This is a genomic window from Leclercia sp. EC_58, from assembly GCF_019584355.1.
Classification (GTDB): Bacteria; Pseudomonadota; Gammaproteobacteria; order Enterobacterales; family Enterobacteriaceae; genus Enterobacter.
Genome location: NZ_VDAM01000001.1, coordinates 1,736,167 through 1,760,403 on the forward strand (window position 1 = coordinate 1,736,167; position 24,237 = coordinate 1,760,403).

A 24,237-nucleotide genomic window follows, 5' to 3' on the forward strand; every position below is an offset into this window, starting at 1 on the left:
ACTGAAGATGGCAACTCCTCACATTAATGCAGAGATGGGTGATTTCGCTGACGTCGTATTGATGCCGGGCGACCCGCTGCGCGCGAAGCACATCGCCGAAACCTTCCTCGAAGAGGTGCGTGAAGTGAACAACGTTCGCGGCATGCTGGGCTTCACCGGTACCTACAAAGGCCGCAAAATTTCCGTCATGGGTCACGGCATGGGTATCCCATCCTGCTCCATCTACACCAAAGAACTGATCACCGATTTTGGCGTGAAGAAAATCATCCGCGTGGGCTCCTGCGGCGCCGTGCGTATGGACGTTAAGCTGCGTGACATCGTGATCGGCATGGGCGCCTGCACCGACTCCAAAGTTAACCGCATGCGTTTCAAAGATCATGACTTCGCGGCCATCGCCGACTTTGACATGGTGCGCAACGCCGTTGACGCCGCCAAAGCGCTGGGCGTGGACGCGCGCGTGGGTAACATCTTCTCTGCGGACCTCTTCTACGCGCCAGACGGCGGCGAGATGTTCGACGTGATGGAGAAATATGGCATCCTGGGCGTGGAGATGGAAGCGGCGGGTATCTACGGTGTGGCGGCTGAGTTCGGTGCGAAAGCCCTGACCATCTGCACCGTGTCTGACCACATCCGTACTCACGAGCAGACCACTGCCGCTGAGCGTCAGACCACCTTCAACGACATGATCAAGATCGCGCTGGAATCCGTTCTGCTGGGCGATAAAGAGTAAGATTTCCTGCGGGGGCGTTCTGCCCCCTTTTTTTTATCTATTCACCCTTCACATCCTGCTTCCCCATTTTTCTTTACATTTCATCTGAATATGCTATGAAGTTTATTCAAGTATCTATTCATAAAACCATTCACTGATGACGACGATAAGTGATTTGCTGCTACAGGGCCCACGCGGAGCGCCTGAGCTTCGCCAGCATCTGGGCATCAGCCAGGCGACATTTTCGCGTCTGGTGGCTACCCAGCAACAGGTGATCCAGTTTGGAAAAGCGCGCGCCACGCGCTACGCCCTGCTGCGACCTGTGCGGGGTATCAGCGTATTTCCTTTCTGGCAAGTGAATGCTCAGGGCCGGGCCATTAAAGGCGGGGAGATTTACCCCACCTGGCCGCAGGGAAGCTGCCTTGTGCTTCAGGCTGATGGGCAATGGCAATGGTTTGATAGTCTTCCCTGGTACCTGACCGACCTTCGCCCGCAAGGTTTTTTAGGACGGGCGTGGGGTCGCCGCCTGGCACAGCAATTCTCGCTGCCGGAAGATATTCGTCTCTGGCAGGAAAGCGATGTGCTTTATGCCCTTAGCCAGTTTTCTGGTGAGCATTCCGGCGGTTGGCTGGTGGGTGAGGAGAACTACCAACGTTGGCTCTGTGCAACCCCTCCGCAGCCCATTACCGACGTTCAAAAAAACCGGGTCTATGCGCAGCTATCCCAGGAGGCGCTGGCAGGGGAGATTGTAGGTTCTTCTGCGGGTGGGGAACAACCCAAGTTCTCCTGCTTTGCCCAAACGGCAACAGGTGACGCGCATGTGCTGGTCAAGTTTACTGCGCCACAAAGTAGCGCAGTCTCTGTACGATGGGGCGATCTGCTGTTTGCCGAGGCTATCGCGCACAGCACGCTTACCCGGGCAGGGCTCGCGGCAAGCGATGCCATCGCGCTACAAGGGGAAAGCGGCCAGGTTTTTCTTGAGGCTAAACGCTTTGACTGCGAAGGCGTAACGGGCAGACGCGCCATCGTTTCCCTTGAGGCGGTACAAAGTGAATTTGTCACCGCGAGCGGAGCATGGCCTCACACGGTTGAGAAGCTCGTGCAGGCTGGCATCGTAGAGGCAACCGCTGCGGGACAGGTCGAAAAAATATGGGCGTTTGGGCGCCTTATCGCTAACAGCGATATGCACGCGGGGAACCTCTCTTTTTACTATTCCGCGTTCCCGTTATCCCTTGCCCCGGTTTATGACATGTTGCCTATGGCGTTTGCGCCTTCCAGTGCAGGTATGATGCGGGAAGAGGCGTGCGAGTTGCGTTTCGATAGCACGATATCGCGTCAGGCATGGGAATTTGCCCTGCCACTGGCGGCACAATTCTGGCAGCAGGTAATGGATGAAAAACGGATAAGTGAAAATTTCCGCACGATCGCCGCGGGGATGAAAACGCGGTTAAGCGATATTGCGGTAATAGTCCAGAGAATGGCGTGAATGTTCTGCCGGGTGGCGGCTTTGCCTTACCCGGCCTACGGTTACAGGCCCGCGCAAGCGGGCTTTTTTATTACCGTACCGCCCGCGCAATCCAGGCTGACAGCTCCCGCAGCTCTTTTTCCTGTTCCGGGAAATCGCCGATCAGGGCATCGCACTCTTGTTGCAGCCTATCCGCACGGTATAAACAGCCCTGCAGACGTGCCGCCAGCGCCTCTAACGGCGCCGGGTTCAGGCTGTCGGTAAAGACCTGGGTACGCGAGATATGGCCCTTCTCGACGTCAAGGTGCAGCTCCACGCCGCCCCACGTAAAGCGCTCATCCAGCAGGTGCGAGAAGGCGGGCGCCTGGCCGAAGTTCCACTCCCAACTGCTCTGACGGGCAAAGGTTTCGGCAAAGTTTGGCAGATCCGGCGTCTTGTCAGGTGAAATGAGTTCGGCTTCAACCCGCTCGCCGTAATGGGCAAAAAACGCCTCGCGGATAGCGTCGCAGATCCGCTCATGGGTGATGCCCGGCAGCAGATCCACCAGATTGGCAACCCGCCCGCGCACGGAGGTGATGCCCTTGGCCTGCAGTTTTTTCTGGTCGGGATTGAGGTAGTTCGCCAGGCGGCTGAGATCGGCATTTAATAACAGGGTGCCGTGATGGAAACCCCGGTCCATCGTTTCGCGATAGGCCGAGCCGGAGACTTTCCGGTCACCTTCATCTGTTTTTACCACCAGGTCGTTGCGCCCGGAGGCTTCCGCCGTGGCCCCCAGCGCCTGCAACGCGTTCAGCACGATGTTGGTGGAGATGGTTTTGTCGTACTCCGGCTTTCCGGCCATAAAGGTAAAGCAGGTATTGCCGAGGTCGTGGAATACCGCGCCACCGCCGCTGCTGCGACGGGCCAGGCGCACGTTGTCCTCTTCCATGCGTCGCGTGTTGCACTCTTTCCACGGGTTTTGCGCCCGGCCAATGACCACCGTGTCGGCGTTGCGCCACAGGAACAACACGCGCTGCGTGGCGGGCATCTGGTGGAAGATGCACTCTTCTACCGCAAGGTTAAACCAGGGATCATATGAATCTGAGATAAGCAGACGCAATGTAGACATGCAGATTTCCTTTCCTGAAACGGTTATCGACTCAATCACTCGCTTTTCTTTTCGCTCTCTTCCTCTTCAGGCACCGATTTACTGGCGGTGAGCAGGAACGGCGACTGCTGCCAGCGGGTGCGTTTGCCCTGCAGCAGCGTACGGGTCAGCACCACGCCGATCGCCAGCGACAACAGCAGCATCAGGCGCAGAATATTGGTGGTGTTATCCACCTGTTTGGCTTCGGTGGCCAGGGTATGGGTGTCGAGCGTCAGACGCAGATAGCCGAGCGGGCCGTTTTTACCCTGAATCGGCTCCACCAGCTGCTGGTTAAAGTAGCCGCCCGCTTTTTTACCATCCAGCGCCAGCCTGTCGCGCACGTCGACATGCTCGCCGGAGCGGGCAATCAGGGCCCCTTCTTCATCGTAAACGCTGGCATCCAGGATGCGGCTCTCTTCCGTCAGAAGATGCAGCACCTGGGTGATGCGCTTTTCATCCGGCGTTTCGGTGCGCATCAGCGGGGCGATGTTGAGCGACACCTGACGCGCAAGGGTATGCGCCAGCTCTTCAAGCTGCGGATTACGCTGCCGTTGATGATTCTGGCTGAACCACGATGCGCCCTGCATCAGCGCCACTAACAGGGCGAGACAGGAGAGGACAATCACGGCACGATGAAGCCGGAATTTCAGTTTTGCACGAGCCATATTCCACCTGCTGAAAATTTTCGGGGTTAATGTTGCCAGAAGTGATGGTTACAAGGTAGCCTCATGCGTTATTTTCCCTCCCCTGGATGATTCCCGGCGCGAACGATTTTACAGGAGCTTTAATGCCAAACATTACCTGGTGCGACCTGCCCAATGATGTCTCTCTCTGGCCAGGATTGCCGCTCTCATTAAGTGGTGATGAGGTAATGCCACTGGATTACCATGCTGGTCGTAGCGGCTGGCTGCTGTATGGACGCGGCCTGGATAAACAGCAGTTAACGACGTATCAGCGCAAGCTGGGCGCGGCAATGGTGATCGTGGCGGCCTGGTATGTGGAAGATTATCAGGTGATTCGTCTGGCCGGTTCCCTGACCCAGCGTGCCACCCGTCTGGCGCATGATGCGGGTCTCGATGTCGCGCCGCTGGGTAAAATCCCACATCTGAAAACGCCGGGCTTGCTGGTGATGGACATGGATTCAACCGCCATCCAGATCGAGTGCATCGACGAAATTGCTAAACTGGCGGGTACCGGCGAGATGGTGGCCGAAGTGACCGAACGCGCCATGCGCGGCGAACTGGACTTCACCGCCAGCCTGAAACAGCGCGTGGCGACCCTGAAAGATGCCGACGCAAATATCCTGATGCAGGTCCGGGAAAAGCTCCCCCTGATGCCGGGGCTGGTGCAGCTGGTGCTGAAGCTGGAAACCCTGGGCTGGAAAGTGGCCATCGCCTCCGGCGGGTTCACCTTCTTTGCCGAGTATCTGCGTGACAAGCTGCGCCTGGACGCGGTGGTCGCCAACGAGCTGGAGATCCGCGACGGCAAACTGACCGGAAACGTGGTTGGCGATATCGTTGATGCCCAGTTCAAGGCCAACACCCTGACGCGTCTGGCGGAAAAATATGAGATCCCGGTTGCCCAGACGGTGGCCATTGGCGACGGGGCGAACGATCTGCCGATGATTAAAGTGGCCGGGCTTGGCATCGCCTACCATGCCAAACCGACCGTGAACGAAAAGACGGAAGTCACTATCCGTCATGCTGACCTGATGGGGGTGTTCTGCATTCTCTCTGGCAGCGTAAACCAGAAATAAAGAGGTAAAACGTGGCGAAAGCTCCAAAACGCGCATTTGTCTGTAATGAATGTGGTGCGGATTATCCGCGCTGGCAGGGGCAGTGCAGCGCCTGTCATGCCTGGAACACCATCACCGAAGTGCGCGGAGTTGCCGCTTCACCCACCGTAGCCCGTAACGAGCGCCTGAGCGGTTATGCGGGCAACGCGGGCGTATCGAAAGTCCAGAAGCTCTCCGACATCAGCCTTGAAGCCCTGCCGCGCTTCTCAACCGGTTTTAAAGAGTTTGACCGGGTGCTGGGCGGCGGCGTGGTGCCGGGCAGCGCCATTCTGATTGGCGGCAACCCGGGTGCCGGGAAATCGACCCTGCTGCTGCAAACCCTCTGCAAGCTGGCGGCGCAGATGAAAACGCTCTACGTCACCGGGGAAGAGTCGCTGCAGCAGGTGGCGATGCGTGCCCACCGGCTGGGGCTGCCCACCAGCGAGCTGAATATGCTCTCCGAAACCAGCATCGAGCAGATCTGCATGATTGCTGAAGAAGAGCAGCCGAAGCTGATGGTGATCGACTCCATTCAGGTAATGCACATGGCAGACATCCAGTCGTCGCCGGGGAGCGTCGCCCAGGTGCGCGAAACCGCCGCCTATCTGACGCGCTTTGCCAAAACGCGCGGTGTGGCGATCATCATGGTCGGCCACGTCACCAAAGATGGCGCCCTGGCGGGGCCAAAAGTGCTGGAGCACTGTATCGACTGCTCCGTGATGCTGGATGGTGACGCCGATACCCGTTTCCGTACCCTGCGCAGCCATAAGAACCGCTTTGGCGCGGTGAATGAGCTGGGCGTCTTTGCCATGACCGAGCAGGGGCTGCGTGAAGTGAGCAACCCGTCCGCCATCTTCCTGAGCCGTGGCGACGAAGTGACCTCCGGTAGCTCGGTAATGGTGGTCTGGGAAGGGACGCGCCCGCTGCTGGTGGAGATCCAGGCTCTGGTCGATCACTCGATGATGGGCAATCCCCGTCGCGTGGCGGTGGGGCTGGAGCAAAACCGTCTGGCGATTTTGCTGGCGGTGCTGCACCGTCACGGCGGCCTGCAGATGGCGGATCAGGATGTGTTTGTGAACGTGGTCGGCGGCGTGAAGGTCACCGAAACCAGCGCCGACCTGGCGCTGCTGCTGGCGATGGTCTCCAGCCTGCGTGACCGTCCGTTGCCGCAGGATCTGGTGGTCTTTGGCGAGGTCGGTCTGGCTGGCGAAATCCGCCCGGTACCGAGTGGTCAGGAGCGCATTTCCGAGGCGGCAAAACATGGCTTCCGCCGGGCGATTGTGCCCGCCGCCAACGTGCCGAAAAAAGTGCCGGAAGGGATGAAGGTCTTTGGGGTTAAAAAACTTGCTGATGCGTTAAATGTCTTTGACGACTTATAATTATCTATTCGATGTTGCAGGAGGCACCGTAATTTATGTCGTCATTTGACTATATCAAGACCGCGATCCGCCAGAAAGGCTGCACCTTGCAGCAGGTGGCGGAAGCCAGCGGTATGACCAAGGGCTATTTAAGCCAGCTGCTGAATGCCAAAATCAAAAGCCCCAGCGCGCAGAAGCTGGAAGCGCTGCACCGCTTTCTGGGGCTTGAATTTCCACGTATGCAGAAGAACATCGGCGTGGTGTTCGGCAAGTTTTATCCGCTGCATACCGGGCATATCTATCTCATCCAGCGCGCCTGTAGCCAGGTGGACGAACTGCACATCATCATGGGCTACGACGACAAGCGCGACCGCGAGCTGTTCGAAGCGAGCGCCATGTCCCAGCAGCCCACCGTTCCGGACCGCCTGCGCTGGCTGCTTCAGACCTTCAAGTACCAGAAAAATATCCGCATTCATGCCTTTAATGAAGAGGGGATGGAGCCCTATCCCCACGGCTGGGATGTCTGGAGCAACGGTATAAAAGCCTTTATGGAAGAGAAAGGGATCCAGCCGAATTGGATCTACACCTCTGAAGAATCTGACGCTTCGCAATATCCCGAACATCTGGGCACCGAAACGGTGCTGATCGACCCTAAACGCACCTTTATGAATATCAGCGGCGCCCAGATCCGCGAAAACCCGTTCCGTTACTGGGAGTACATTCCGACGGAAGTGAAGCCGTTCTTCGTGCGTACGGTGGCGATCCTCGGCGGCGAGTCCAGCGGTAAGTCCACGCTGGTCAACAAGCTGGCGAACATCTTCAACACAACCAGCGCCTGGGAGTATGGCCGGGATTACGTCTTCTCGCACCTCGGCGGCGACGAGATGGCGCTGCAATATTCCGACTACGACAAGATTGCGTTGGGGCATGCCCAGTACATTGATTTTGCAGTGAAATACGCCAATAAAGTGGCGTTTGTCGATACCGATTTCGTCACCACCCAGGCGTTCTGTAAAAAATATGAAGGGCGTGAGCATCCGTTTGTGCAGGCGCTGATCGACGAGTACCGCTTCGACTTAGTGATCCTGCTGGAGAACAACACCCCCTGGGTGGCGGACGGGATGCGCAGCCTGGGCAGTTCGGTAGACAGGAGAGAATTCCAGACCATGCTGGTGGAGATGCTTGAAGCGAACAATATCGACTTTGTGCATGTGGAAGAGGCGGACTATGACAACCGATTCCTGCGCTGCGTGGAGCTGGTGAAAGAGATGATGGGCGAGAAGGGGTAAGCCCTCTGCCGCTCTGCTTGCCGGGCCGACAAAACCGTAGGCCGGGTAAGGCGAAGCCGCCACCCGGCACACATAAAAACGGCAACCAAGGAGTTGCCGTTTTGCCTTTACTTGGCGATACGTTTGTACTTGATACGCTTTGGCTCCAGCGCGTCAGCGCCCAGCGTGCGTTTCTTGTACTCTTCGTATTCGGTGAAGTTACCTTCGAAGAACTCCACTTTACCCTCATCCTGGTAATCCAGAATGTGGGTCGCGATACGGTCGAGGAACCAACGGTCGTGGGAGATCACCATGGCGCAGCCCGGGAACTCCAGCAGGGCGTTTTCCAGCGCGCGCAGGGTTTCGATATCCAGGTCGTTGGTTGGTTCATCGAGCAGCAGCATGTTACCGCCAACCTGCAGCAGTTTGGCCAGATGCAGACGACCACGCTCACCGCCGGACAGCTCGCCCACGCGTTTACCCTGATCAACCCCTTTAAAGTTAAAGCGGCCTACATAGGCACGGCTTGGCATCTCGGTGTTGCCGATACGCATGATATCCAGGCCGCCGGAAACTTCTTCCCAGACGGTTTTGCTGTTATCCATTGCGTCGCGGAACTGATCCACGGAGGCCAGCTTCACGGTTTCGCCGAGGGTGATGGTGCCGCTGTCAGGCTGTTCCTGACCGGACATCATGCGGAACAGGGTCGATTTACCCGCGCCGTTCGGGCCGATGATGCCCACGATCGCGCCTTTCGGTACCGAGAAGCTCAGATCGTCGATCAGCACGCGGTCGCCGTAGGATTTACGCAGGTTGCTCACTTCAACCACTTTGTCACCCAAACGGGCTCCAGGTGGAATAAACAGTTCGTTGGTTTCGTTACGTTTCTGGTATTCGGTGTTGTTCAGCTCTTCGAAGCGCGCCAGACGGGCTTTGCCCTTAGACTGACGGCCTTTAGTGCCCTGACGAACCCACTCCAGCTCTTTCTCAATGGATTTGCGACGGGCCGCTTCCTGAGAGGCTTCCTGCGCCAGACGCTGATCTTTCTGCTCCAGCCAGGAGGAGTAGTTACCTTCCCACGGAATACCTTCCCCGCGGTCCAGCTCCAGGATCCAGCCGGCAACGTTATCGAGGAAGTAACGGTCGTGGGTGATCGCCACAACGGTCCCTTCGAAGTCGTGCAGGAAGCGTTCCAGCCAGGCGACAGATTCCGCATCCAGGTGGTTCGTTGGTTCGTCGAGCAGCAGCATGTCTGGCTTTTCCAGCAGCAGACGGCACAGCGCGACGCGGCGGCGCTCACCACCGGAGAGGTTGGCGATTTTTGCATCCCAGTCTGGCAGGCGCAGGGCATCGGCCGCACGCTCCAGCTGCACGTTCAGGTTATGGCCGTCGTGTGCCTGGATGATCTCTTCATATTTACCCTGCTGGGCCGCGAGCTTATCGAAGTCTGCATCCGGCTCTGCGTACTTCGCGTACACCTCGTCCAGACCTTTCAGCGCGTTAACCACTTCGGAAACGGCTTCTTCAACAGATTCGCGAACGGTGTGCTCCGGGTTCAGCTGCGGTTCCTGCGGCAGGTAACCGATTTTGAGGCCAGGCTGCGGACGGGCTTCACCTTCGATCTCTGTATCGATGCCCGCCATGATGCGCAGCAAGGTGGACTTACCGGCACCGTTGAGACCCAGCACACCAATTTTTGCGCCCGGGAAGAAGCTCAGCGAGATATTTTTAAGAATATGACGTTTCGGCGGTACCACTTTGCCGACACGATGCATGGTATAAACGAATTGAGCCACGTTGGACTTCGCCTCTTTTATCGTGATGAGAATAGTGGCGAAGTGTAGCCTTTTTCCCCGCCTAATCCCAGCCATCGACGGCAGGAGTGTTAAAACGCGCAAGAAAGGTAAAAATGTGTCGGTAACGTGGCGCGTTGCGGGATGCCTGGTTAGCATAAGTTATTTACGTTTTTGCGCGGCACGATGCTGCATTTTATGACGATTAACAGAGGATGAGCGTGTGGTAAAAGCCAAACAAGTGGGCTGGCGACTGTTGGCTGCCAGCGTCTGCGTGCTGACTATCAGCAGCGCGGCGCGAGCCGATTCACTGGATGAACAACGTAACCGCTATGCCCAGATCAAACAGGCATGGGATCAGCGACAGATGGAGACGGTGCAGGCCCTGATGCCGACGCTGAAAGATTACCCGCTGTACCCCTATCTGGAATACCGCCAGCTCACCGACGACCTGATGAACCAGCCGACGATCACCGTCAAAAACTTTATTCAGGCCAACCCGACGCTGCCTCCGGCGCGTACCTTACAGTCGCGCTTTGTCAACGAGCTTGCGCGCCGTGAAGACTGGCGCGGCCTGCTGGCCTTTAGCCCGGAGAAGCCGGGCACTACCGAAGCGCAGTGTAACTACTACTACGCGAAGTGGGCGACAGGCCAGCAGGAAGAGGCCTGGAACGGCGCCAAAGAGCTATGGCTCACCGGTAAAAGCCAGCCTAACGCCTGCGACTCGCTGTTCGGCGCCTGGCGCGCCTCCGGCAAGCAGGATCCTTTAGCGTATCTGGAGCGCATCCGTCTGGCGATGAAAGCGGGCAACACCCGTCTGGTGACCGCGCTCGCCGGACAGATGCCACCGGAGTATCAGACCATCTCCAGCGCGCTGATCCAGCTGGCGAACGATCCGAAGACGGTGATGGACTTTGCCCGCACCACGGGTGCTACCGATTTTACCCGCCAGATGGCGGCAGTGGCGTTCACCAGCGTGGCGCGGGACGACGTGGAAAACGCCCGGCTGATGATCCCATCCCTTGCCCAGGCGCAGCAGCTCAATGAGGATCAGATCCAGGAGCTGCGCGATATCGTGGCGTGGCGACTGATGGGCAGCGATGTCACCGATGAACAGGCGCGCTGGCGCGATGACGCCATCATGCGTTCCCAGTCCACCTCGCTGGTGGAGCGCCGCGTGCGCATGGCGCTGGGCAACGGCGATCGCCGCGGCCTGAACACCTGGCTTGCGCGTCTGCCGATGGAAGCGAAAGAGAAGGACGAGTGGCGCTACTGGCAGGCGGATCTTCTGCTGGAGCGGGGGCGTGAGGAGGAGGCGAAATCGATTCTGCACAGCCTGATGCAGCAGCGCGGTTTCTATCCGATGGTCGCGGCCCAGCGACTCGGCGAGGAGTACACCTTAAAGATTGATAAAGCGCCATCCGGCGTCAACGCGGCGCTGGTAAATGGGCCGGAGATGGCGCGGGTGCGCGAGCTGATGTACTGGAATCTGGACAACACCGCCCGCAGCGAATGGGCGAATCTGGTCACCAGCCGTACCGTTGACGAAAAAGCGCAGCTGGCGCGCTATGCCTTTGATAACCGCTGGTGGGATCTTAGCGTGCAGGCGACGATCGCTGGCAAGCTGTGGGATCATCTTGAGGAGCGTTTCCCGCTGGCCTATAAGGATCTGTTCGAACGCTATACCCGCGGCAAAACTATCCCGCAGAGCTATGCGATGGCGATTGCCCGCCAGGAGAGCGCCTGGAACCCGAAAGTGCGCTCGCCGGTGGGGGCCAGCGGTCTGATGCAGGTGATGCCTGCCACCGCCGCCCATACGGTGAAGAAGTTTAATCTACCGGGCTATAGCAGCCCGTCGCAGCTGCTGGATCCGGAGACCAATATCAATATTGGCACCACCTATCTGCAGAGCGTGTACGATCAGTTCGGCGATAACCGCATCTTTGCCTCGGCGGCCTATAACGCCGGTCCGGGACGCGTGCGCACCTGGCTTGGCAACAGCGCCGGACGCATTGACGCGGTGGCGTTTGTCGAGAGCATTCCGTTCTCGGAAACCCGCGGCTATGTGAAAAACGTCCTGGCGTACGATGCTTACTATCGCTACTTCATGGGAGAGAAAGATACCCTGATGAGCGACAGTGAGTGGCAGCGACGTTACTGATCGGTGGGGTTATGTTATGCTTGTACTCGTTTAAGAGTACGAAAGGCGGCATAACATGACCCAGCATTCCCCTTATTCATCGGCGATGGCCGAGCAACGTCATCAGGAGTGGCTTCGTTTTGTGGAGCTGCTTCGTCAGTCTTATGAACAGGATCTGCATCTGCCGCTGCTGCAGCTGATGCTGACCCCCGACGAGCGCGAGGCGCTGGGCACCCGGGTGCGGATCATCGAGGAGCTGCTGCGCGGTGAGATGAGCCAGCGCGAACTGAAAAGCGAGCTGGGGGCGGGGATCGCCACCATCACCCGCGGATCGAACAGCCTGAAATCGGCGCCGGTTGAATTGCGCCAGTGGCTGGAGCAGGTATTGCTGAAAAACGCCTGATGGCGCTGCGCTTATCAGGCCTACACAAGACGTGTGTACCGTAGGCCGGATAAGGCGTAATTACCTGTATATCGCGTTATGAAACGGGCTCAACGCCAGGATCACCGCCTGATGATAAACGCTTGAGCGCGTCAGCGCCCCGGCGGTAAAGACCCCAATCGCCCCCTCTTTGCGCCCAATCTCATCAATGCCGGTGTATTTCGACATCACCGGCCCAAGCGCTTCCCCTTCGCGCACTTTATCCAGGATGATCTCCGGAAGGGGCAGGGTAGCGGAACGGGCTTCGCCGCGCTGCTCCCGGCTCTCGATAACCACCCAGCTAAAGGTTGCGCCTTCGTCAATGCCCGCTTCAATCGCCACCCAAAAGTCCGCATCTGGACAGGCGGCCTTCGCATTGGCGACGCGGTTCCGTGCGCCAGCGCGCGTTTCCTCGCTGCCGAATGGCTGTTCCGGGACGCCGCTCTCGACGCTGATGGATGTAATGTGGCAGGATCCTTCGCCGAAGATCTCGTCAAATGCCCTTAGAATTGCCTGAATTTTGGCAGGATTAGTGGTAGCAGAGACAACCTGGTGCATAATTAAGCCTAACTCTAAAAATATCATCGCAGTATAACGGAAAAAAAGCATGTTACAGGTATACCTTGTTCGCCACGGTGAAACGCAGTGGAACGCCGAGCGACGTATTCAAGGCCAGTCAGACAGTCCACTTACTGCCAAGGGTGAGGAACAGGCCCGGCAGGTTGGCGAACGCGCCAGAACGCTGGGCATTACCCATATCATCGCCAGCGATTTAGGTCGCACGCGACGCACAGCGGAGATTATCGCGCAGGCCTGCGGCTGCGATGTCACCGTAGATGCTCGCCTGCGTGAGCTGGATATGGGAGTGCTGGAACAGCGTCTTATCGATACCCTGACGGAAGAAGAAGAGTCCTGGCGTCGTACGCTGGTTAACGGCAGCGAAGATGGCCGTATTCCGCAAGGCGAATCGATGCTGGAGCTGAGCGAGCGTATGCATGCGGCACTGGCAGCCTGCCTGGATCTTCCCGAGGGTAGTCGGCCATTGCTGGTGAGTCACGGAATGGCGTTGGGTTGTCTGGTCAGCACCATCCTTGGGCTTCCGGCCTGGGCTGAACGTCGCCTGCGTCTGCGTAACTGCTCGCTTTCCCGCATCGACTATCAGCAAAGCCCTTGGCTGGCGTCAGGCTGGATTGTGGAGATGGCAGGGGATATCTCGCATCTCGATGCCCCTGCATTAGATGAGCTGCAGCGTTAACGGCGGATAGGAATCAGGTATTCGCAGCGCAGATCGATTGGGCGTTCGTCCGGTTTAACATCCGTTGACGGATAGTAACGCTCAATATCCTGCCCTTTTCTGCGGTTCAGGTTCAGCATCGGCATACAGGTGCCATAGACCGTCATGATAAAGTCCTGCACGCCGGTACCCAGCCCTTCATAGGTGAACATCACATATTCACCGCCTTCCAGCACCACCGGTTTCGACCCCTGAATATAGCCATTGGCCATTTCCGGCGTTAATGCCGTGGTGTAGAACACTTCCTGCTCGTCATCTTTTTCCAGACTTGGACGCGTCTCGTTCAGGCCATACAGCAGCGGCGGAATGGCCGGCGCATGGCTGAGGAAATCACGCCAGAACTGAACGCGCATCTGATGACGAAATTCGGAGATCTGCTCCAGCGAGCAGGAGTAGCTTTGCGTCGTACCGACCAGGTGCGTCTCTGGCAGAGTGACGAACTCATGCTGAGGCAGGGTGAATTCGCCGAGGCGCAGCGGCGGACACATCCCGAACGAACTCCAGTCCGGCGAGCGGCGGTAGAGCGCAGGGGTCAACGAGAACTGTTTTTTGAACGCGCGGGTAAAGGTCTGCTGTGAATCAAAGCGGTACTGTAAAGCGATATCCAGAATCGGACGCGCAGTCAGGCGAAGCGCCACGGCGGACTTGGACAGGCGACGTGCGCGGATATAAGCACCAATGGCATGACCGGTGACATCCTTAAACATCCGCTGTAAGTGCCACTTAGAATATCCCGCTTTTGCCGCCACATTATCGAGTGACAAAGGCTGATCCAGATGGCCTTCCAGCCAGGTAAGAAGATCGCGAATAATTCCAGCCTGATCCATATACTATCCTCATCCTTAATACAGCAGGTACCCTGCTAACAGGTTAGCGGATAATAGCATTTTTTGATGTTTTAGCATTCAGTGTTTTTTTTGCGCTTAAATGCGGTTTTCCTGGTGATCCAGGAGAATATTTTCTAATGCTGTGATCTTGCTGCTTTTTTTATATGATTGTTGAATAATTACGCAGTTCAATTTTCAAATATGGTAACAATATGAAATACAAGACATTGATCGTCACGACGCTGCTGTTATTAATGGGGCGCGCCGTGCAGGCAGAGGAGATTGGCTCTGTCGATACCGTGTTCAAAGTTTTCGGGCCGGACCATAAAATTGTTGTCGAAGCCTTTGACGATCCCGATGTAAAAAACGTGACCTGCTATATCAGCCGGGCAAAAACGGGCGGGATAAAAGGGGGCCTTGGGCTGGCGGAAGATACCTCCGACGCGGCAATCTCCTGTCAGCAGGTGGGGCCGGTTGAGCTGAGCGAGAAGATCAAAAACGGTAAGGCGCAGGGCGACGTGGTGTTCCAGAAACGCACCTCGCTGGTGTTCAAAAAACTGCAGGTGGTGCGTTTCTATGATGCGAAGCGTAACGCACTGGCTTACCTGGCCTACTCGGACAAGGTCGTTGAAGGCTCACCGAAAAACGCGCTCAGCGCGGTGCCCATTATGCCGTGGCATTAACTCAGGGACACGCCATGCAGCAACCTGTGGTCTGGCTGGTTGAAGACGAAATCAGCATCGCCGATACGCTGATCTATATGCTCCAGCAGGAGGGATTTGCGGTAAAGGCCTTTGAACGTGGCCTGCCGGTGCTGGAGGAAGCGCGCCGACAAAGCCCGGCGCTCGCCATCCTGGACGTGGGGCTGCCGGATATCAGCGGTTTTGAGCTCTGCCGTCAGCTGCTGGCCCGGCATCCTTCACTACCGGTGCTGTTCCTTACGGCCCGCAGCGATGAAGTGGACAAGCTGCTCGGTCTGGAGATCGGCGCCGATGATTACGTCGCCAAACCCTTCTCGCCCCGGGAGGTATGCGCCCGGGTGCGGACCATTTTACGGCGCATGCAAAAGTCCGCTGCGCCTTCAGAGATTGTCCGTATCGGCGAGTTTGAACTGAATGAACCTGCCGCCAGAATCAGCTGGTTTGGTGAGCCATTACCCCTGACACGCTACGAGTTCCTGCTGCTTAAAACGCTGCTGAACGCGCCGGGCCGTGTCTATTCTCGCCAGCAACTGATGGATAAAGTCTGGGGAGAGGAGGGCGACAGCTTCGATCGCACCGTGGATACCCATATTAAAACCCTGCGCGCCAAGCTGCGGGCCGTGAATGACCAGCTTTCCCCTATCAGCACCCATCGCGGCATGGGCTATAGCCTGGGATTATATTAATGCGCATAGGCATGCGGCTGTTGCTGGGATACTTCCTGATTGTGGCCATCGCCGCGTGGTTTGTGCTGTCGATCTTTGTTCAGGAGATCAAGCCCGGCGTGCGCAGGGCAACCGAAGGCACGCTGATTGACACCGCGACGCTGCTGGCGGAAGTGGGACGAGACGATCTGCTGGCAGGCAACCCACAGGAGGGCAAGCTGGCGCAGGCCTTTTCCCGGCTCCACCAGCGCCCGTTTCGCGCCAATATTGGCGGCATTCATAAGGTGCGTAACGAGTATCACGTCTACATGACCGATGCCCGCGGCCGGGTGGTATTTGACTCCGCTGGCCTGGCCGTGGGGAAGGATTATGCGCGCTGGAACGACGTCTGGCTGACGCTGCGCGGGGAGTATGGCGCCCGCAGTACGCCGAGCGATCCGCAGGATCCGGAGGGTACGGTCATGTACGTTGCCGCGCCGGTGGTCGATCGGGGCAAGATTATCGGCGTGTTGTCGGTTGGCAAGCCCAATAGCGCGATGGCGCCGGTGATCCAGCGCAGCGAGCGACGGATCCTGTGGGCCGGCGGCGCGCTGCTGGGGATTGCGTTGCTCATTGGTCTGGCGGTGGCCTGGTGGATCAACCGCTCGATTAACACCCTGTCGCGCTATGCCGACTCGGTGACCAATGATACGCCGCTGCCGTTGCCCGATCCGGGCAGCAGTGAGCTGCGCAAACTGGCGCAGGCGCTGGAGAACATGCGTGTTCGCCTGGAGGGAAAAAATGATATCGAAAATTATGTGCATGCGCTCACCCACGAACTGAAAAGCCCGCTGGCCGCGATCCGCGGTGCGGCGGAGATCCTGGCAGAGCAGCCCCCGGCGCAGGTGGCGGCGCGGTTTATTGATAATATCCTGGCGCAAAACGCGCGCATGCAGTCGCTGGTTGAAAAACTTCTCGCTCAGGCCAGACTGGAAAACAGGGTCGAGATCGTTCCGGTCAGTGTCAGCATTGATGAGCTGTTTACACGCCTTGCCGATGCGCGCGCGGCGACGCTGGCCTCCCGAAACATCACCCTGAACTGGCAAAGGAGCGGGTGCTGCGTGGAGGGCGATGCCGATCTGCTTGAGCAGGCGCTGGGCAATTTACTGGATAACGCTATCGACTTTACCCCGCCGGGTGGGGCGATCCAGCTTGCCGCTACGCAGGCGTTCAGGCAGGTCACCATCACCGTGACGGATAACGGAAGCGGCATCCCGGATTATGCGCAGGCGCGAATCTTTGAGCGCTTCTACTCTCTCCCGCGCGAGAACGGATTGAAAAGTAGCGGGCTCGGGCTGGCCTTTGTGCTGGAGGTGGCGCGTCTGCATCAGGGGAGCATCGATCTGCGAAACCGGACTGACGGCGGCGTGACGGCCACCCTGATACTTCACCGTCCCTTCACATAACTTCAAACTGGCCCCACATAGCCTGGTTAGGCTCTCCTCATCACAAAGGAGACCTGATATGAAATCCCCCCTGTTCTGGAAAGTCAGCACCCTGTTGGGGTGCATTCTGCTGTTACTCGTCCCACTAATGCTGGTGGGCAATCTGATTTCGGAGCGTGAGAGTTATCGCAACGAGGTCGAAAACACCCTTCGCCAGAGTACCAGCGGCCCACAGCAGCTGGTGGGCCCGCTCATCGCCATTCCGGTAACGGAGGTTTATTACAAACAGGAAGAGGCGAAAAAGGTGGAGTATAAGAAGCGTTATATGCACTTTATCCTGCCGGAGACGCTACTGGTCGAGGGCAATCAGCACGTGCAGACGCGCAACATCGGCATCTATGACGGGCAAATCTGGAATACCGATCTCAACATTAAAGCGCAGTTTACGACGGAAAAACTGGCGGAGTTGCAGGGTGAGACGATGACGCTCGGCAAGCCGTTTATCGTGGTCGGCGTCGGGGATGCGCGCGGAATAGGGGCAGTGAGCATCTCAAAAATCAATGGTGAGACGTTAAGCATCGAGCCTGGCGCCGGGGTGTACGGGGCGTTATCCGGCATTCACATCCCACTGACCGACCACGCGCTGGCGGCAAAAAACGTCTCGCTGGAGATGTCGCTCAATCTGGCCGGTACCGGCAGCTTTGCCGTGGTTCCGGTGGGACGTAACAGCGAAATGACCCTGAACAGTAACTGGCCGCACCCGAGCTTTATGGGCAATTACCTGCCGGTTAAGCATGAGATTAGCGCGTCCGGTTTCCAGGCAAACTGGAAAAGCAGCTGGTTTGCGAACAATCTTGCGGGCTGGTTCAACGACAACGAGATCCCTGAATGGAGTGCGATCCCGGCGTTTAGCGTCACGGTGGCGACCCCCGCGGATCAGTATCAGCTGACCGACCGCGCGATTAAGTACGCCATTTTACTGATTGCTTTGACGTTTATGGCCTTCTTCGTCTTTGAAACTTTAACCGGATTGCGGCTGCACCCGATGCAGTACCTGCTGGTGGGACTGGCGCTGGTGCTGTTCTATCTGGTGCTACTGGCGTTGTCTGAGCATGTGGGCTTTACACCCGCATGGATTATCGCCAGCCTGGTGGGGGCGCTAATGAACGGCGTCTATCTGCAGGCAGTGCTGAAAAGCTGGAAACGCAGTGGCCTGTTTGTACTGGCGCTGCTGGGGCTGGACGTGGTGATGTGGTTCCTGCTGCGTTCAGAAGAGAGTGCGTTGCTGCTGGGCTCTGCGGTGCTGGCGCTGGCCCTGTTTGCGGTAATGTATCTCACGCGCCACTTTGACTGGTACTCGCTCTCCCAGCCGAAGCGCACGGCGCCATCCGGGTCAACGGATAAAGATACGATGCGGTTATGGAAATAAAAAAAACGGCGCCAGGGCGCCGTTTTTTATGACTTATGTGCAGAATTATTCCTGCAGGTCGCCGCAGAAACGATAGCCTTCACCATGAATGGTGGCGATGATTTCTGGTGTATCCGGCGTGGATTCGAAGTGTTTACGAATACGGCGGATAGTCACGTCAACGGTGCGGTCGTGCGGCTTCAGCTCACGGCCGGTCATTTTTTTCAGCAGTTCTGCACGGGACTGGATCTTGCCCGGGTTTTCGCAGAAGTGCAGCATGGCGCGGAATTCGCTGCGCGGCAGTTTGTACTGGTCGCCCTGCGGGCTCACCAGAGAACGGCTATTAATATCAAGTTCCCAGCCGTTGAATTTGTAGCTCTCTACGCTACGACGCTCTTCGCTGACCGTGCCCAGGTTCATGGTGCGGGACAGCAGATTGCGTGCACGAATGGTTAACTCGCGTGGGTTAAACGGTTTGGTGATATAGTCATCCGCGCCGATTTCCAGGCCAAGAATTTTATCAACTTCGTTATCGCGGCCAGTCAGGAACATTAACGCAACGTTCGCCTGTTCACGCAGTTCACGTGCTAGCAGAAGGCCGTTTTTACCCGGCAGGTTGATGTCCATGATAACCAGGTTGATATCATTTTCAGAAAGGATCTGATGCATCTCTGCGCCATCGGTCGCTTCAAAGACATCGTAGCCTTCTGCTTCGAAAATGCTCTTTAACGTGTTGCGTGTTACCAACTCGTCTTCAACGATAAGAATGTGCGGGGTCTGCATGTTTGCTACCTAAATTGCCAACTAAATCGAAACAGGAAGTACAAAAGTCCCTGACCTGCCTGATACATGCCACAAATTAACATGACCGGCGTAACGTGACTAAAGTACGTAATTGCGTTCTTGATGCACTTTCCATCAACGTCAACAACATCATTAGCTTGGTCGTGGGTACTTTCCCTCTGGACCCGACAGTGTCAAAAACGGCTGTCATCCTAACCATTTTAACAGCAACATAACAGGCTAAGTGACACCAGACACCCAATAAAACTACGCTTCGTTGACATATATCAAGTTCAATTGTAGCACGTTAACAGTTTGATGAAATCATCGTAGCGGATCGCTAGCCTTTGTCACAAATTTTCAACAAACCAACTAGTTGCGACCGTTAATTAATAAACAAGGTGAATCCAATGTCAACATTGAACCTGAGAAATCATTATCATTATTAAACATAGGGATAAGCGTTATTCATTAACATTATCCCTTAAAGTTCATTCATGAAATAGTTTAGTATTTTTAATTTGTGGTGAAACGCTATTTCGTTGATTTCTGTTGCTAATTTGTAAATTCGTGATGCGTAATATGATGATGCGTATCACATTTTTATCGGCTAACTGCCTAAAAAGAGAGCATAAATGCATTTGTCTATCGTACTGGTATCCCCAGCAAGAGCAGAAAATATCGGCGCTGCCGCACGGGCAATGAAGACCATGGGGTTTACCGATTTACGTATTGTCGCCAGCGATGCGCACAACGAACCTGCGGCACGTTGGGTTGCCCATGGCTCGGGAGATATCCTAGATAAATTAACTACTTACGAAACTCTGGCCGACGCGCTGCACGATATCTCTTTTACCGTCGCTACCACCGCCCGCAGCCGATCTAAGTTTCATTACTACGCCACGCCCGCTGAACTGGTGCCGTTACTGGCAGAAAAAAGCCAGTGGCTGCCCAACATGGCGCTGGTTTTTGGCCGGGAAGATTCCGGCCTGACGAACGAGGAACTGGCACTTGCGGACGTGCTGACCGGCGTGCCGATGGTGGCGGATTATCCGTCGCTAAATTTAGGTCAGGCCGTGATGGTGTATTGCTATCAATTAGCATCCTTGATGCAAAATCCTGCTTCACCTCCGGCTGAGGTGGATGAAAACCAGCTTTCTGCTTTGCGTACGCGTACCGAACGCCTGCTGACCTCGCTGAATGTCGCCGACGATCAGAAAATGGCGGAGTGGCTACAGCAGCGGTTAGGTCTGTTAGGTCAGCGAGACACGGCAATGTTGCACAGATTACTGCACGATATCGAAAAAAAACTGGCAGAGTAAAACGCTGTCATACTTTTTTGTTATGGTTGAATGCTCCAAAAAATGTGTTGTGCACGGTCCGATCCGGACGGAAATAAAAACTCAGGCAGAGATACGTGAAAGGGCCGGAAAATGTGATCAAATTAGAAATTCGTTGACTTACCGGCACGTATGCTTTAACCAATAGAGTCAGACAGCACAGACAGATAATAATGACAGAGTACACAACATCCATGAAACGCATCAGCATCACCACCATTACCACCACCATCATCATTACCACAGGTAACGGTGCGGGCTGACGCGTACAGGAAAGAAAAGAAAAAAGCCCGCACCTGAACAGTGCGGGCTTTTTTTTCGGCTAAAGATCACGAGGTAACAAGCATGCGAGTGTTGAAGTTCGGCGGTACATCAGTGGCAAATGCAGAACGATTTCTGCGTGTTGCCGACATCCTGGAGAGCAATGCCAGGCAGGGGCAGGTGGCGACGGTTCTCTCTGCCCCGGCTAAAATTACCAATCACCTGGTGGCGATGATTGAAAAAACCATCGGGGGTCAGGATGCACTGGTGAACATCAGCGACGCTGAGCAGATCTTTGCCAGCCTGCTGCAGGGCCTGGCGGATGCACAGCCTGGCTTTCCCCACGCCCAACTGAAAGCCTTCGTTGAGCAAGAGTTCGCTCAGATTAAACACGTTCTGCATGGTATCAGCCTGTTGGGGCAGTGCCCGGACAGCATCAACGCGGCGCTGATCTGCCGCGGTGAAAAACTCTCTATCGCCATTATGGCGGGCCTGCTGGAAGCGCGCGGCCATAACGTCACGGTGATCGATCCCGTCGAAAAACTGCTCGCTGTTGGCCATTACCTCGAATCAACCGTAGATATTGCCGAATCTACCCGTCGCATTGCGGCAGGCAAAATTCCTGCCGACCATATGATCCTGATGGCGGGCTTCACCGCCGGGAATGAAAAAGGTGAGCTGGTGGTGCTGGGCCGTAACGGTTCCGACTACTCCGCCGCCGTGCTGGCCGCCTGCCTGCGCGCCGACTGTTGTGAGATCTGGACTGACGTCGACGGCGTGTATACCTGCGACCCCCGGCAGGTGCCCGATGCCCGCCTGCTGAAGTCGATGTCTTATCAGGAGGCGATGGAGCTCTCCTACTTCGGCGCCAAAGTGCTTCACCCTCGTACTATCGCCCCTATCGCCCAGTTCCAGATCCCCTGCCTGATTAAAAACACCGGCAATCCACAGGCGCCAGGCACGCTGATTGGCGCCAGCAGCAATGAAGATGGCCTGCCGGTAAAGGGCATCTCCAACCTCAATAATATGGCGATGTTCAGCGTCTCCGGGCCAGGCATGAAAGGGATGGTTGGCATGGCGGCGCGCGTCTTTGCGGCCATGTCCCGCAACGGCATCTCGGTGGTGTTAATCACCCAGTCCTCCTCGGAATACAGCATCAGCTTCTGCGTACACCAGGCCGACTGCCTGCGCGCGCGCCGGGCGCTGGAAGAGGAATTTTACCTGGAGCTGAAAGAGGAGCTGCTGGAGCCGCTCTCCATACAGGAACGCCTGGCCGTTATCTCGGTGGTGGGCGACGGTATGCGCACCCTGCGCGGCATCTCCGCGAAGTTCTTTGCGGCGCTGGCGCGGGCGAACATCAATATTGTTGCCATTGCCCAGGGCTCCTCAGAGCGCTCCATCTCCGTGGTGGTGAATAATGATGATGCGACCACCGGCGTGCGCGTCACCCACCAGATGCTGTTTAACACCGATCAGGTGATTGAGGTGTTCCTGATTGGTGTCGGCGGTGTCGGCGGTGCGTTACTGGCGCAGCTGAAGCGCCAGCAGGAGTGGCTGAAGAAAAAGCATATCGATCTGCGCGTCTGCGGCATCGCTAACTCAAAAGCCCTGCTGACAAACGTTCACGGGCTGAACCTCGAGAACTGGCAGGCGGAGCTGGCAGAGGCGAAAGAGCCGTTTAATCTGGGCCGTCTGATCCGCCTGGTCAAAGAGTATCATCTGCTGAACCCGGTGATTGTCGACTGTACCTCCCACCAGGCGGTGGCCGATCAGTATGCCGACTTCCTGCGCGAAGGTTTCCATGTGGTGACGCCAAATAAAAAGGCCAACACCTCGTCGATGGATTACTACCATCAGATGCGTCACGCGGCGGCGAAATCCCGTCGTAAGTTCCTCTACGACACCAACGTCGGCGCCGGGCTGCCGGTTATCGAAAACCTGCAAAACCTGCTCAATGCCGGGGATGAACTGCAGCGTTTCTCCGGCATTCTGTCGGGTTCGCTCTCCTTTATCTTTGGCAAGCTGGACGAAGGTATGAGCCTGTCGGAAGCGACCAAAATGGCGCGTGAGCTGGGCTACACCGAGCCCGATCCCCGCGATGATCTCTCCGGCATGGATGTGGCGCGCAAGCTGCTGATCCTCGCCCGCGAAACGGGACGTGAGCTGGAGCTGTCAGATATCGTAATCGAACCGGTTCTGCCGGAGAGTTTTGACCACGCTGGCGATGTCGCCACCTTTATGGCGAATCTGCCGCAGCTGGATGACGCTTTCGCCTCCCGGGTCGCAAAAGCCCGTGATGAAGGCAAGGTATTGCGCTATGTTGGCAACATTGAAGAAGATGGCGTCTGCCGTGTCAAAGTGGCGGCGGTCGACGGTAACGATCCGCTGTTCAAAGTGAAAAACGGCGAAAACGCCCTCGCGTTTTACAGCCACTATTATCAGCCACTGCCGTTGGTCCTTCGCGGCTATGGCGCGGGGAATGATGTGACGGCGGCGGGCGTGTTTGCCGATCTGCTGCGTACCCTGTCATGGAAGTTAGGAGTTTAACATGGTCAAAGTTTATGCCCCGGCTTCCAGCGCCAATATGAGCGTCGGGTTTGATGTGCTGGGTGCGGCGGTGACGCCAGTGAATGGCGCATTGCTGGGTGATACGGTTACGGTAGAAGCGGCGGAGAGCTTCAGTCTGAACAACGTCGGGCGTTTCGCCAGCAAGTTGCCGAGCGAGCCGCGGGAAAATATTGTCTATCAGTGCTGGGAGCGTTTTTGTCAGGAGATCGGTAAAAACGTCCCGGTTGCTATGACTCTGGAAAAAAGCATGCCGATAGGCTCCGGGCTGGGCTCCAGCGCCTGTTCTGTCGTCGCCGCGCTGGTAGCGATGAACGAACATTGCGGCAAGCCGCTGAATAACACTCGCCTGCTGGCCCTGATGGGCGAGCTGGAAGGGCGCATCTCCGGCAGCATTCATTATGATAATGTTGCCCCCTGTTTCCTGGGCGGCATGCAGTTGATGATCGAAGAGAACGGCATCATCAGCCAGCAGGTGCCAGGCTTTGATGAGTGGCTGTGGGTGCTGGCCTATCCGGGCATCAAAGTGTCGACCGCGGAAGCGCGCGCTATTCTGCCGGCGCAGTATCGCCGCCAGGACTGCATCGCCCATGGCCGTCATCTGGCGGGCTTTATTCATGCCTGCTATACCCGTCAGCCAGGGCTTGCAGCAAAACTGATGAAAGATGTTATTGCCGAGCCGTACCGCACTAAGCTGCTGCCGGGCTTTGACGAGGCACGCAGCGCCGCACTGGATATTGGCGCGCTGGCCTGCGGCATCTCCGGTTCCGGACCGACCCTGTTTGCGCTGTGCGACAAACCGGATACGGCTGAGCGGGTTGCAGGTTGGCTGGAGAAAAATTACCTGCAAAATCAGGAAGGCTTTGTTCATATTTGCCGTCTGGATACGGCGGGCGCACGAGTACTGGGATAAAC

23 protein-coding genes and 1 other annotated feature are annotated in these 24,237 nt (G+C 56.8%); of the genes, 17 read left to right on the top strand and 6 right to left on the bottom strand.

Annotated features, from left to right (window positions below):
- Positions 1–7: 7 nt before the first annotated feature.
- Positions 8–730: a purine-nucleoside phosphorylase gene (gene deoD / locus FHC51_RS08505; protein WP_103823179.1), complete on the top strand. Its 723-nt coding sequence runs from the start codon at positions 8–10 to the stop codon at positions 728–730.
- Between the two features lie 136 nt (positions 731–866).
- Positions 867–2,195, top strand: coding sequence for a type II toxin-antitoxin system HipA family toxin YjjJ (yjjJ, locus tag FHC51_RS08510; protein ID WP_220435328.1), 1,329 nt, complete (start codon positions 867–869; stop codon positions 2,193–2,195).
- A gap of 70 nt (positions 2,196–2,265) precedes the next feature.
- On the opposite strand, the gene lplA is transcribed toward yjjJ, so the two are convergent.
- Both lplA and FHC51_RS08520 read right to left on the bottom strand, forming a co-directional pair.
- Positions 2,266–3,282, bottom strand: coding sequence for a lipoate--protein ligase LplA (gene lplA, locus FHC51_RS08515; protein ID WP_220435329.1), 1,017 nt, complete (start codon positions 3,280–3,282; stop codon positions 2,266–2,268).
- Between the two features lie 35 nt (positions 3,283–3,317).
- The gene (locus FHC51_RS08520) at positions 3,318–3,965 is read right to left on the bottom strand and encodes a YtjB family periplasmic protein (protein ID WP_103178181.1); all 648 of its coding nucleotides are present in this window, start codon (positions 3,963–3,965) and stop codon (positions 3,318–3,320) included.
- Positions 3,966–4,087: 122 nt separating this feature from the next.
- On the opposite strand from FHC51_RS08520, the gene serB reads away from it, so the two are divergent.
- From serB to nadR, 3 genes are read left to right on the top strand one after another with little or no spacing between them, the layout of a single operon-like run.
- Complete coding sequence (serB, locus tag FHC51_RS08525; protein ID WP_220435330.1) at positions 4,088–5,056, top strand: phosphoserine phosphatase; 969 nt, start codon at positions 4,088–4,090, stop codon at positions 5,054–5,056.
- Positions 5,057–5,067: 11 nt separating this feature from the next.
- Positions 5,068–6,453, top strand: coding sequence for a DNA repair protein RadA (gene radA, locus FHC51_RS08530; protein WP_103823183.1), 1,386 nt, complete (start codon positions 5,068–5,070; stop codon positions 6,451–6,453).
- A 35-nt stretch (positions 6,454–6,488) separates the two neighbouring features.
- Positions 6,489–7,721 (top strand): multifunctional transcriptional regulator/nicotinamide-nucleotide adenylyltransferase/ribosylnicotinamide kinase NadR, encoded by a 1,233-nt coding sequence (gene nadR, locus FHC51_RS08535; protein WP_103178184.1) that lies wholly within the window; start codon positions 6,489–6,491, stop codon positions 7,719–7,721.
- Between the two features lie 107 nt (positions 7,722–7,828).
- Here the strand turns inward: nadR and ettA are convergent, their stop codons facing one another.
- Entirely contained in the window at positions 7,829–9,496 is a 1,668-nt protein-coding gene (ettA, locus tag FHC51_RS08540) for an energy-dependent translational throttle protein EttA (RefSeq protein ID WP_103178185.1), read from the bottom strand.
- A 220-nt stretch (positions 9,497–9,716) separates the two neighbouring features.
- Between ettA and sltY the strand changes: the two genes are divergently transcribed.
- Both sltY and trpR read left to right on the top strand, forming a co-directional pair.
- Positions 9,717–11,654 (top strand): murein transglycosylase, encoded by a 1,938-nt coding sequence (gene sltY, locus FHC51_RS08545; protein ID WP_220435331.1) that lies wholly within the window; start codon positions 9,717–9,719, stop codon positions 11,652–11,654.
- A 55-nt stretch (positions 11,655–11,709) separates the two neighbouring features.
- On the top strand, positions 11,710–12,036 hold the full coding sequence (gene trpR / locus FHC51_RS08550; RefSeq protein ID WP_103178187.1) for a trp operon repressor: 327 nt from the start codon (positions 11,710–11,712) through the stop codon (positions 12,034–12,036).
- Positions 12,037–12,096: 60 nt separating this feature from the next.
- Here the strand turns inward: trpR and yjjX are convergent, their stop codons facing one another.
- The gene (gene yjjX / locus FHC51_RS08555; RefSeq protein ID WP_220435332.1) at positions 12,097–12,612 is read right to left on the bottom strand and encodes an inosine/xanthosine triphosphatase; all 516 of its coding nucleotides are present in this window, start codon (positions 12,610–12,612) and stop codon (positions 12,097–12,099) included.
- Positions 12,613–12,661: 49 nt separating this feature from the next.
- On the opposite strand from yjjX, the gene gpmB reads away from it, so the two are divergent.
- Positions 12,662–13,309: a 2,3-diphosphoglycerate-dependent phosphoglycerate mutase GpmB gene (gene gpmB, locus FHC51_RS08560; RefSeq protein ID WP_103823185.1), complete on the top strand. Its 648-nt coding sequence runs from the start codon at positions 12,662–12,664 to the stop codon at positions 13,307–13,309.
- Here gpmB and robA read toward each other — a convergent pair.
- A complete protein-coding gene (robA, locus tag FHC51_RS08565) occupies positions 13,306–14,175 on the bottom strand; it encodes an MDR efflux pump AcrAB transcriptional activator RobA (protein WP_103823186.1) in 870 nt (289 codons plus the stop codon). The two genes, gpmB and robA, sit on opposite strands and share 4 nt — an antisense overlap.
- A 212-nt stretch (positions 14,176–14,387) precedes the next feature.
- Here robA and creA point away from each other — a divergent pair, with 212 nt between their 5' ends.
- Genes creA through creD form a run of 4 tightly spaced genes read left to right on the top strand, consistent with a single transcriptional unit; the run spans position 14,388 to position 18,394 of the window.
- Positions 14,388–14,858 (top strand): protein CreA, encoded by a 471-nt coding sequence (creA, locus tag FHC51_RS08570; RefSeq protein ID WP_103823187.1) that lies wholly within the window; start codon positions 14,388–14,390, stop codon positions 14,856–14,858.
- A 14-nt stretch (positions 14,859–14,872) separates the two neighbouring features.
- On the top strand, positions 14,873–15,562 hold the full coding sequence (gene creB, locus FHC51_RS08575; protein ID WP_103178191.1) for a two-component system response regulator CreB: 690 nt from the start codon (positions 14,873–14,875) through the stop codon (positions 15,560–15,562).
- Positions 15,562–16,986, top strand: coding sequence for a two-component system sensor histidine kinase CreC (creC, locus tag FHC51_RS08580; protein WP_220435333.1), 1,425 nt, complete (start codon positions 15,562–15,564; stop codon positions 16,984–16,986). The genes creB and creC overlap by 1 nt, the downstream gene beginning before the upstream one ends.
- A 58-nt stretch (positions 16,987–17,044) precedes the next feature.
- Positions 17,045–18,394, top strand: coding sequence for a cell envelope integrity protein CreD (creD, locus tag FHC51_RS08585; RefSeq protein ID WP_220435334.1), 1,350 nt, complete (start codon positions 17,045–17,047; stop codon positions 18,392–18,394).
- 45 nt (positions 18,395–18,439) lie between these two features.
- On the opposite strand, the gene arcA is transcribed toward creD, so the two are convergent.
- On the bottom strand, positions 18,440–19,156 hold the full coding sequence (gene arcA, locus FHC51_RS08590; protein WP_039030451.1) for a two-component system response regulator ArcA: 717 nt from the start codon (positions 19,154–19,156) through the stop codon (positions 18,440–18,442).
- 95 nt (positions 19,157–19,251) lie between these two features.
- Between arcA and yjjY the strand changes: the two genes are divergently transcribed.
- The 5 genes from yjjY (at position 19,252) to thrB (ending at position 24,235) form a co-directional block, all read left to right on the top strand.
- Positions 19,252–19,392 carry a protein YjjY gene (yjjY, locus tag FHC51_RS08595; RefSeq protein WP_001541509.1) on the top strand — a complete coding sequence of 47 codons (141 nt, stop codon included), beginning with the start codon at positions 19,252–19,254 and terminating at the stop codon, positions 19,390–19,392.
- 399 nt (positions 19,393–19,791) lie between these two features.
- Positions 19,792–20,478 carry a tRNA/rRNA methyltransferase gene (locus FHC51_RS08600; RefSeq protein WP_114315932.1) on the top strand — a complete coding sequence of 229 codons (687 nt, stop codon included), beginning with the start codon at positions 19,792–19,794 and terminating at the stop codon, positions 20,476–20,478.
- A 212-nt stretch (positions 20,479–20,690) separates the two neighbouring features.
- Positions 20,691–20,759 carry a thr operon leader peptide gene (gene thrL, locus FHC51_RS08605; RefSeq protein WP_103181027.1) on the top strand — a complete coding sequence of 23 codons (69 nt, stop codon included), beginning with the start codon at positions 20,691–20,693 and terminating at the stop codon, positions 20,757–20,759.
- Positions 20,698–20,816 (top strand) — a sequence feature (Thr leader region). (Overlaps the previous gene by 62 nt.)
- Before the next feature lie 25 nt (positions 20,817–20,841).
- Positions 20,842–23,304, top strand: a complete 2,463-nt coding sequence (thrA, locus tag FHC51_RS08610; RefSeq protein ID WP_114315931.1) for a bifunctional aspartate kinase/homoserine dehydrogenase I — start codon at positions 20,842–20,844, stop codon at positions 23,302–23,304.
- A 1-nt stretch (position 23,305) separates the two neighbouring features.
- A complete protein-coding gene (thrB, locus tag FHC51_RS08615; protein WP_220435335.1) occupies positions 23,306–24,235 on the top strand; it encodes a homoserine kinase in 930 nt (309 codons plus the stop codon).
- Positions 24,236–24,237: the final 2 nt, after the last annotated feature.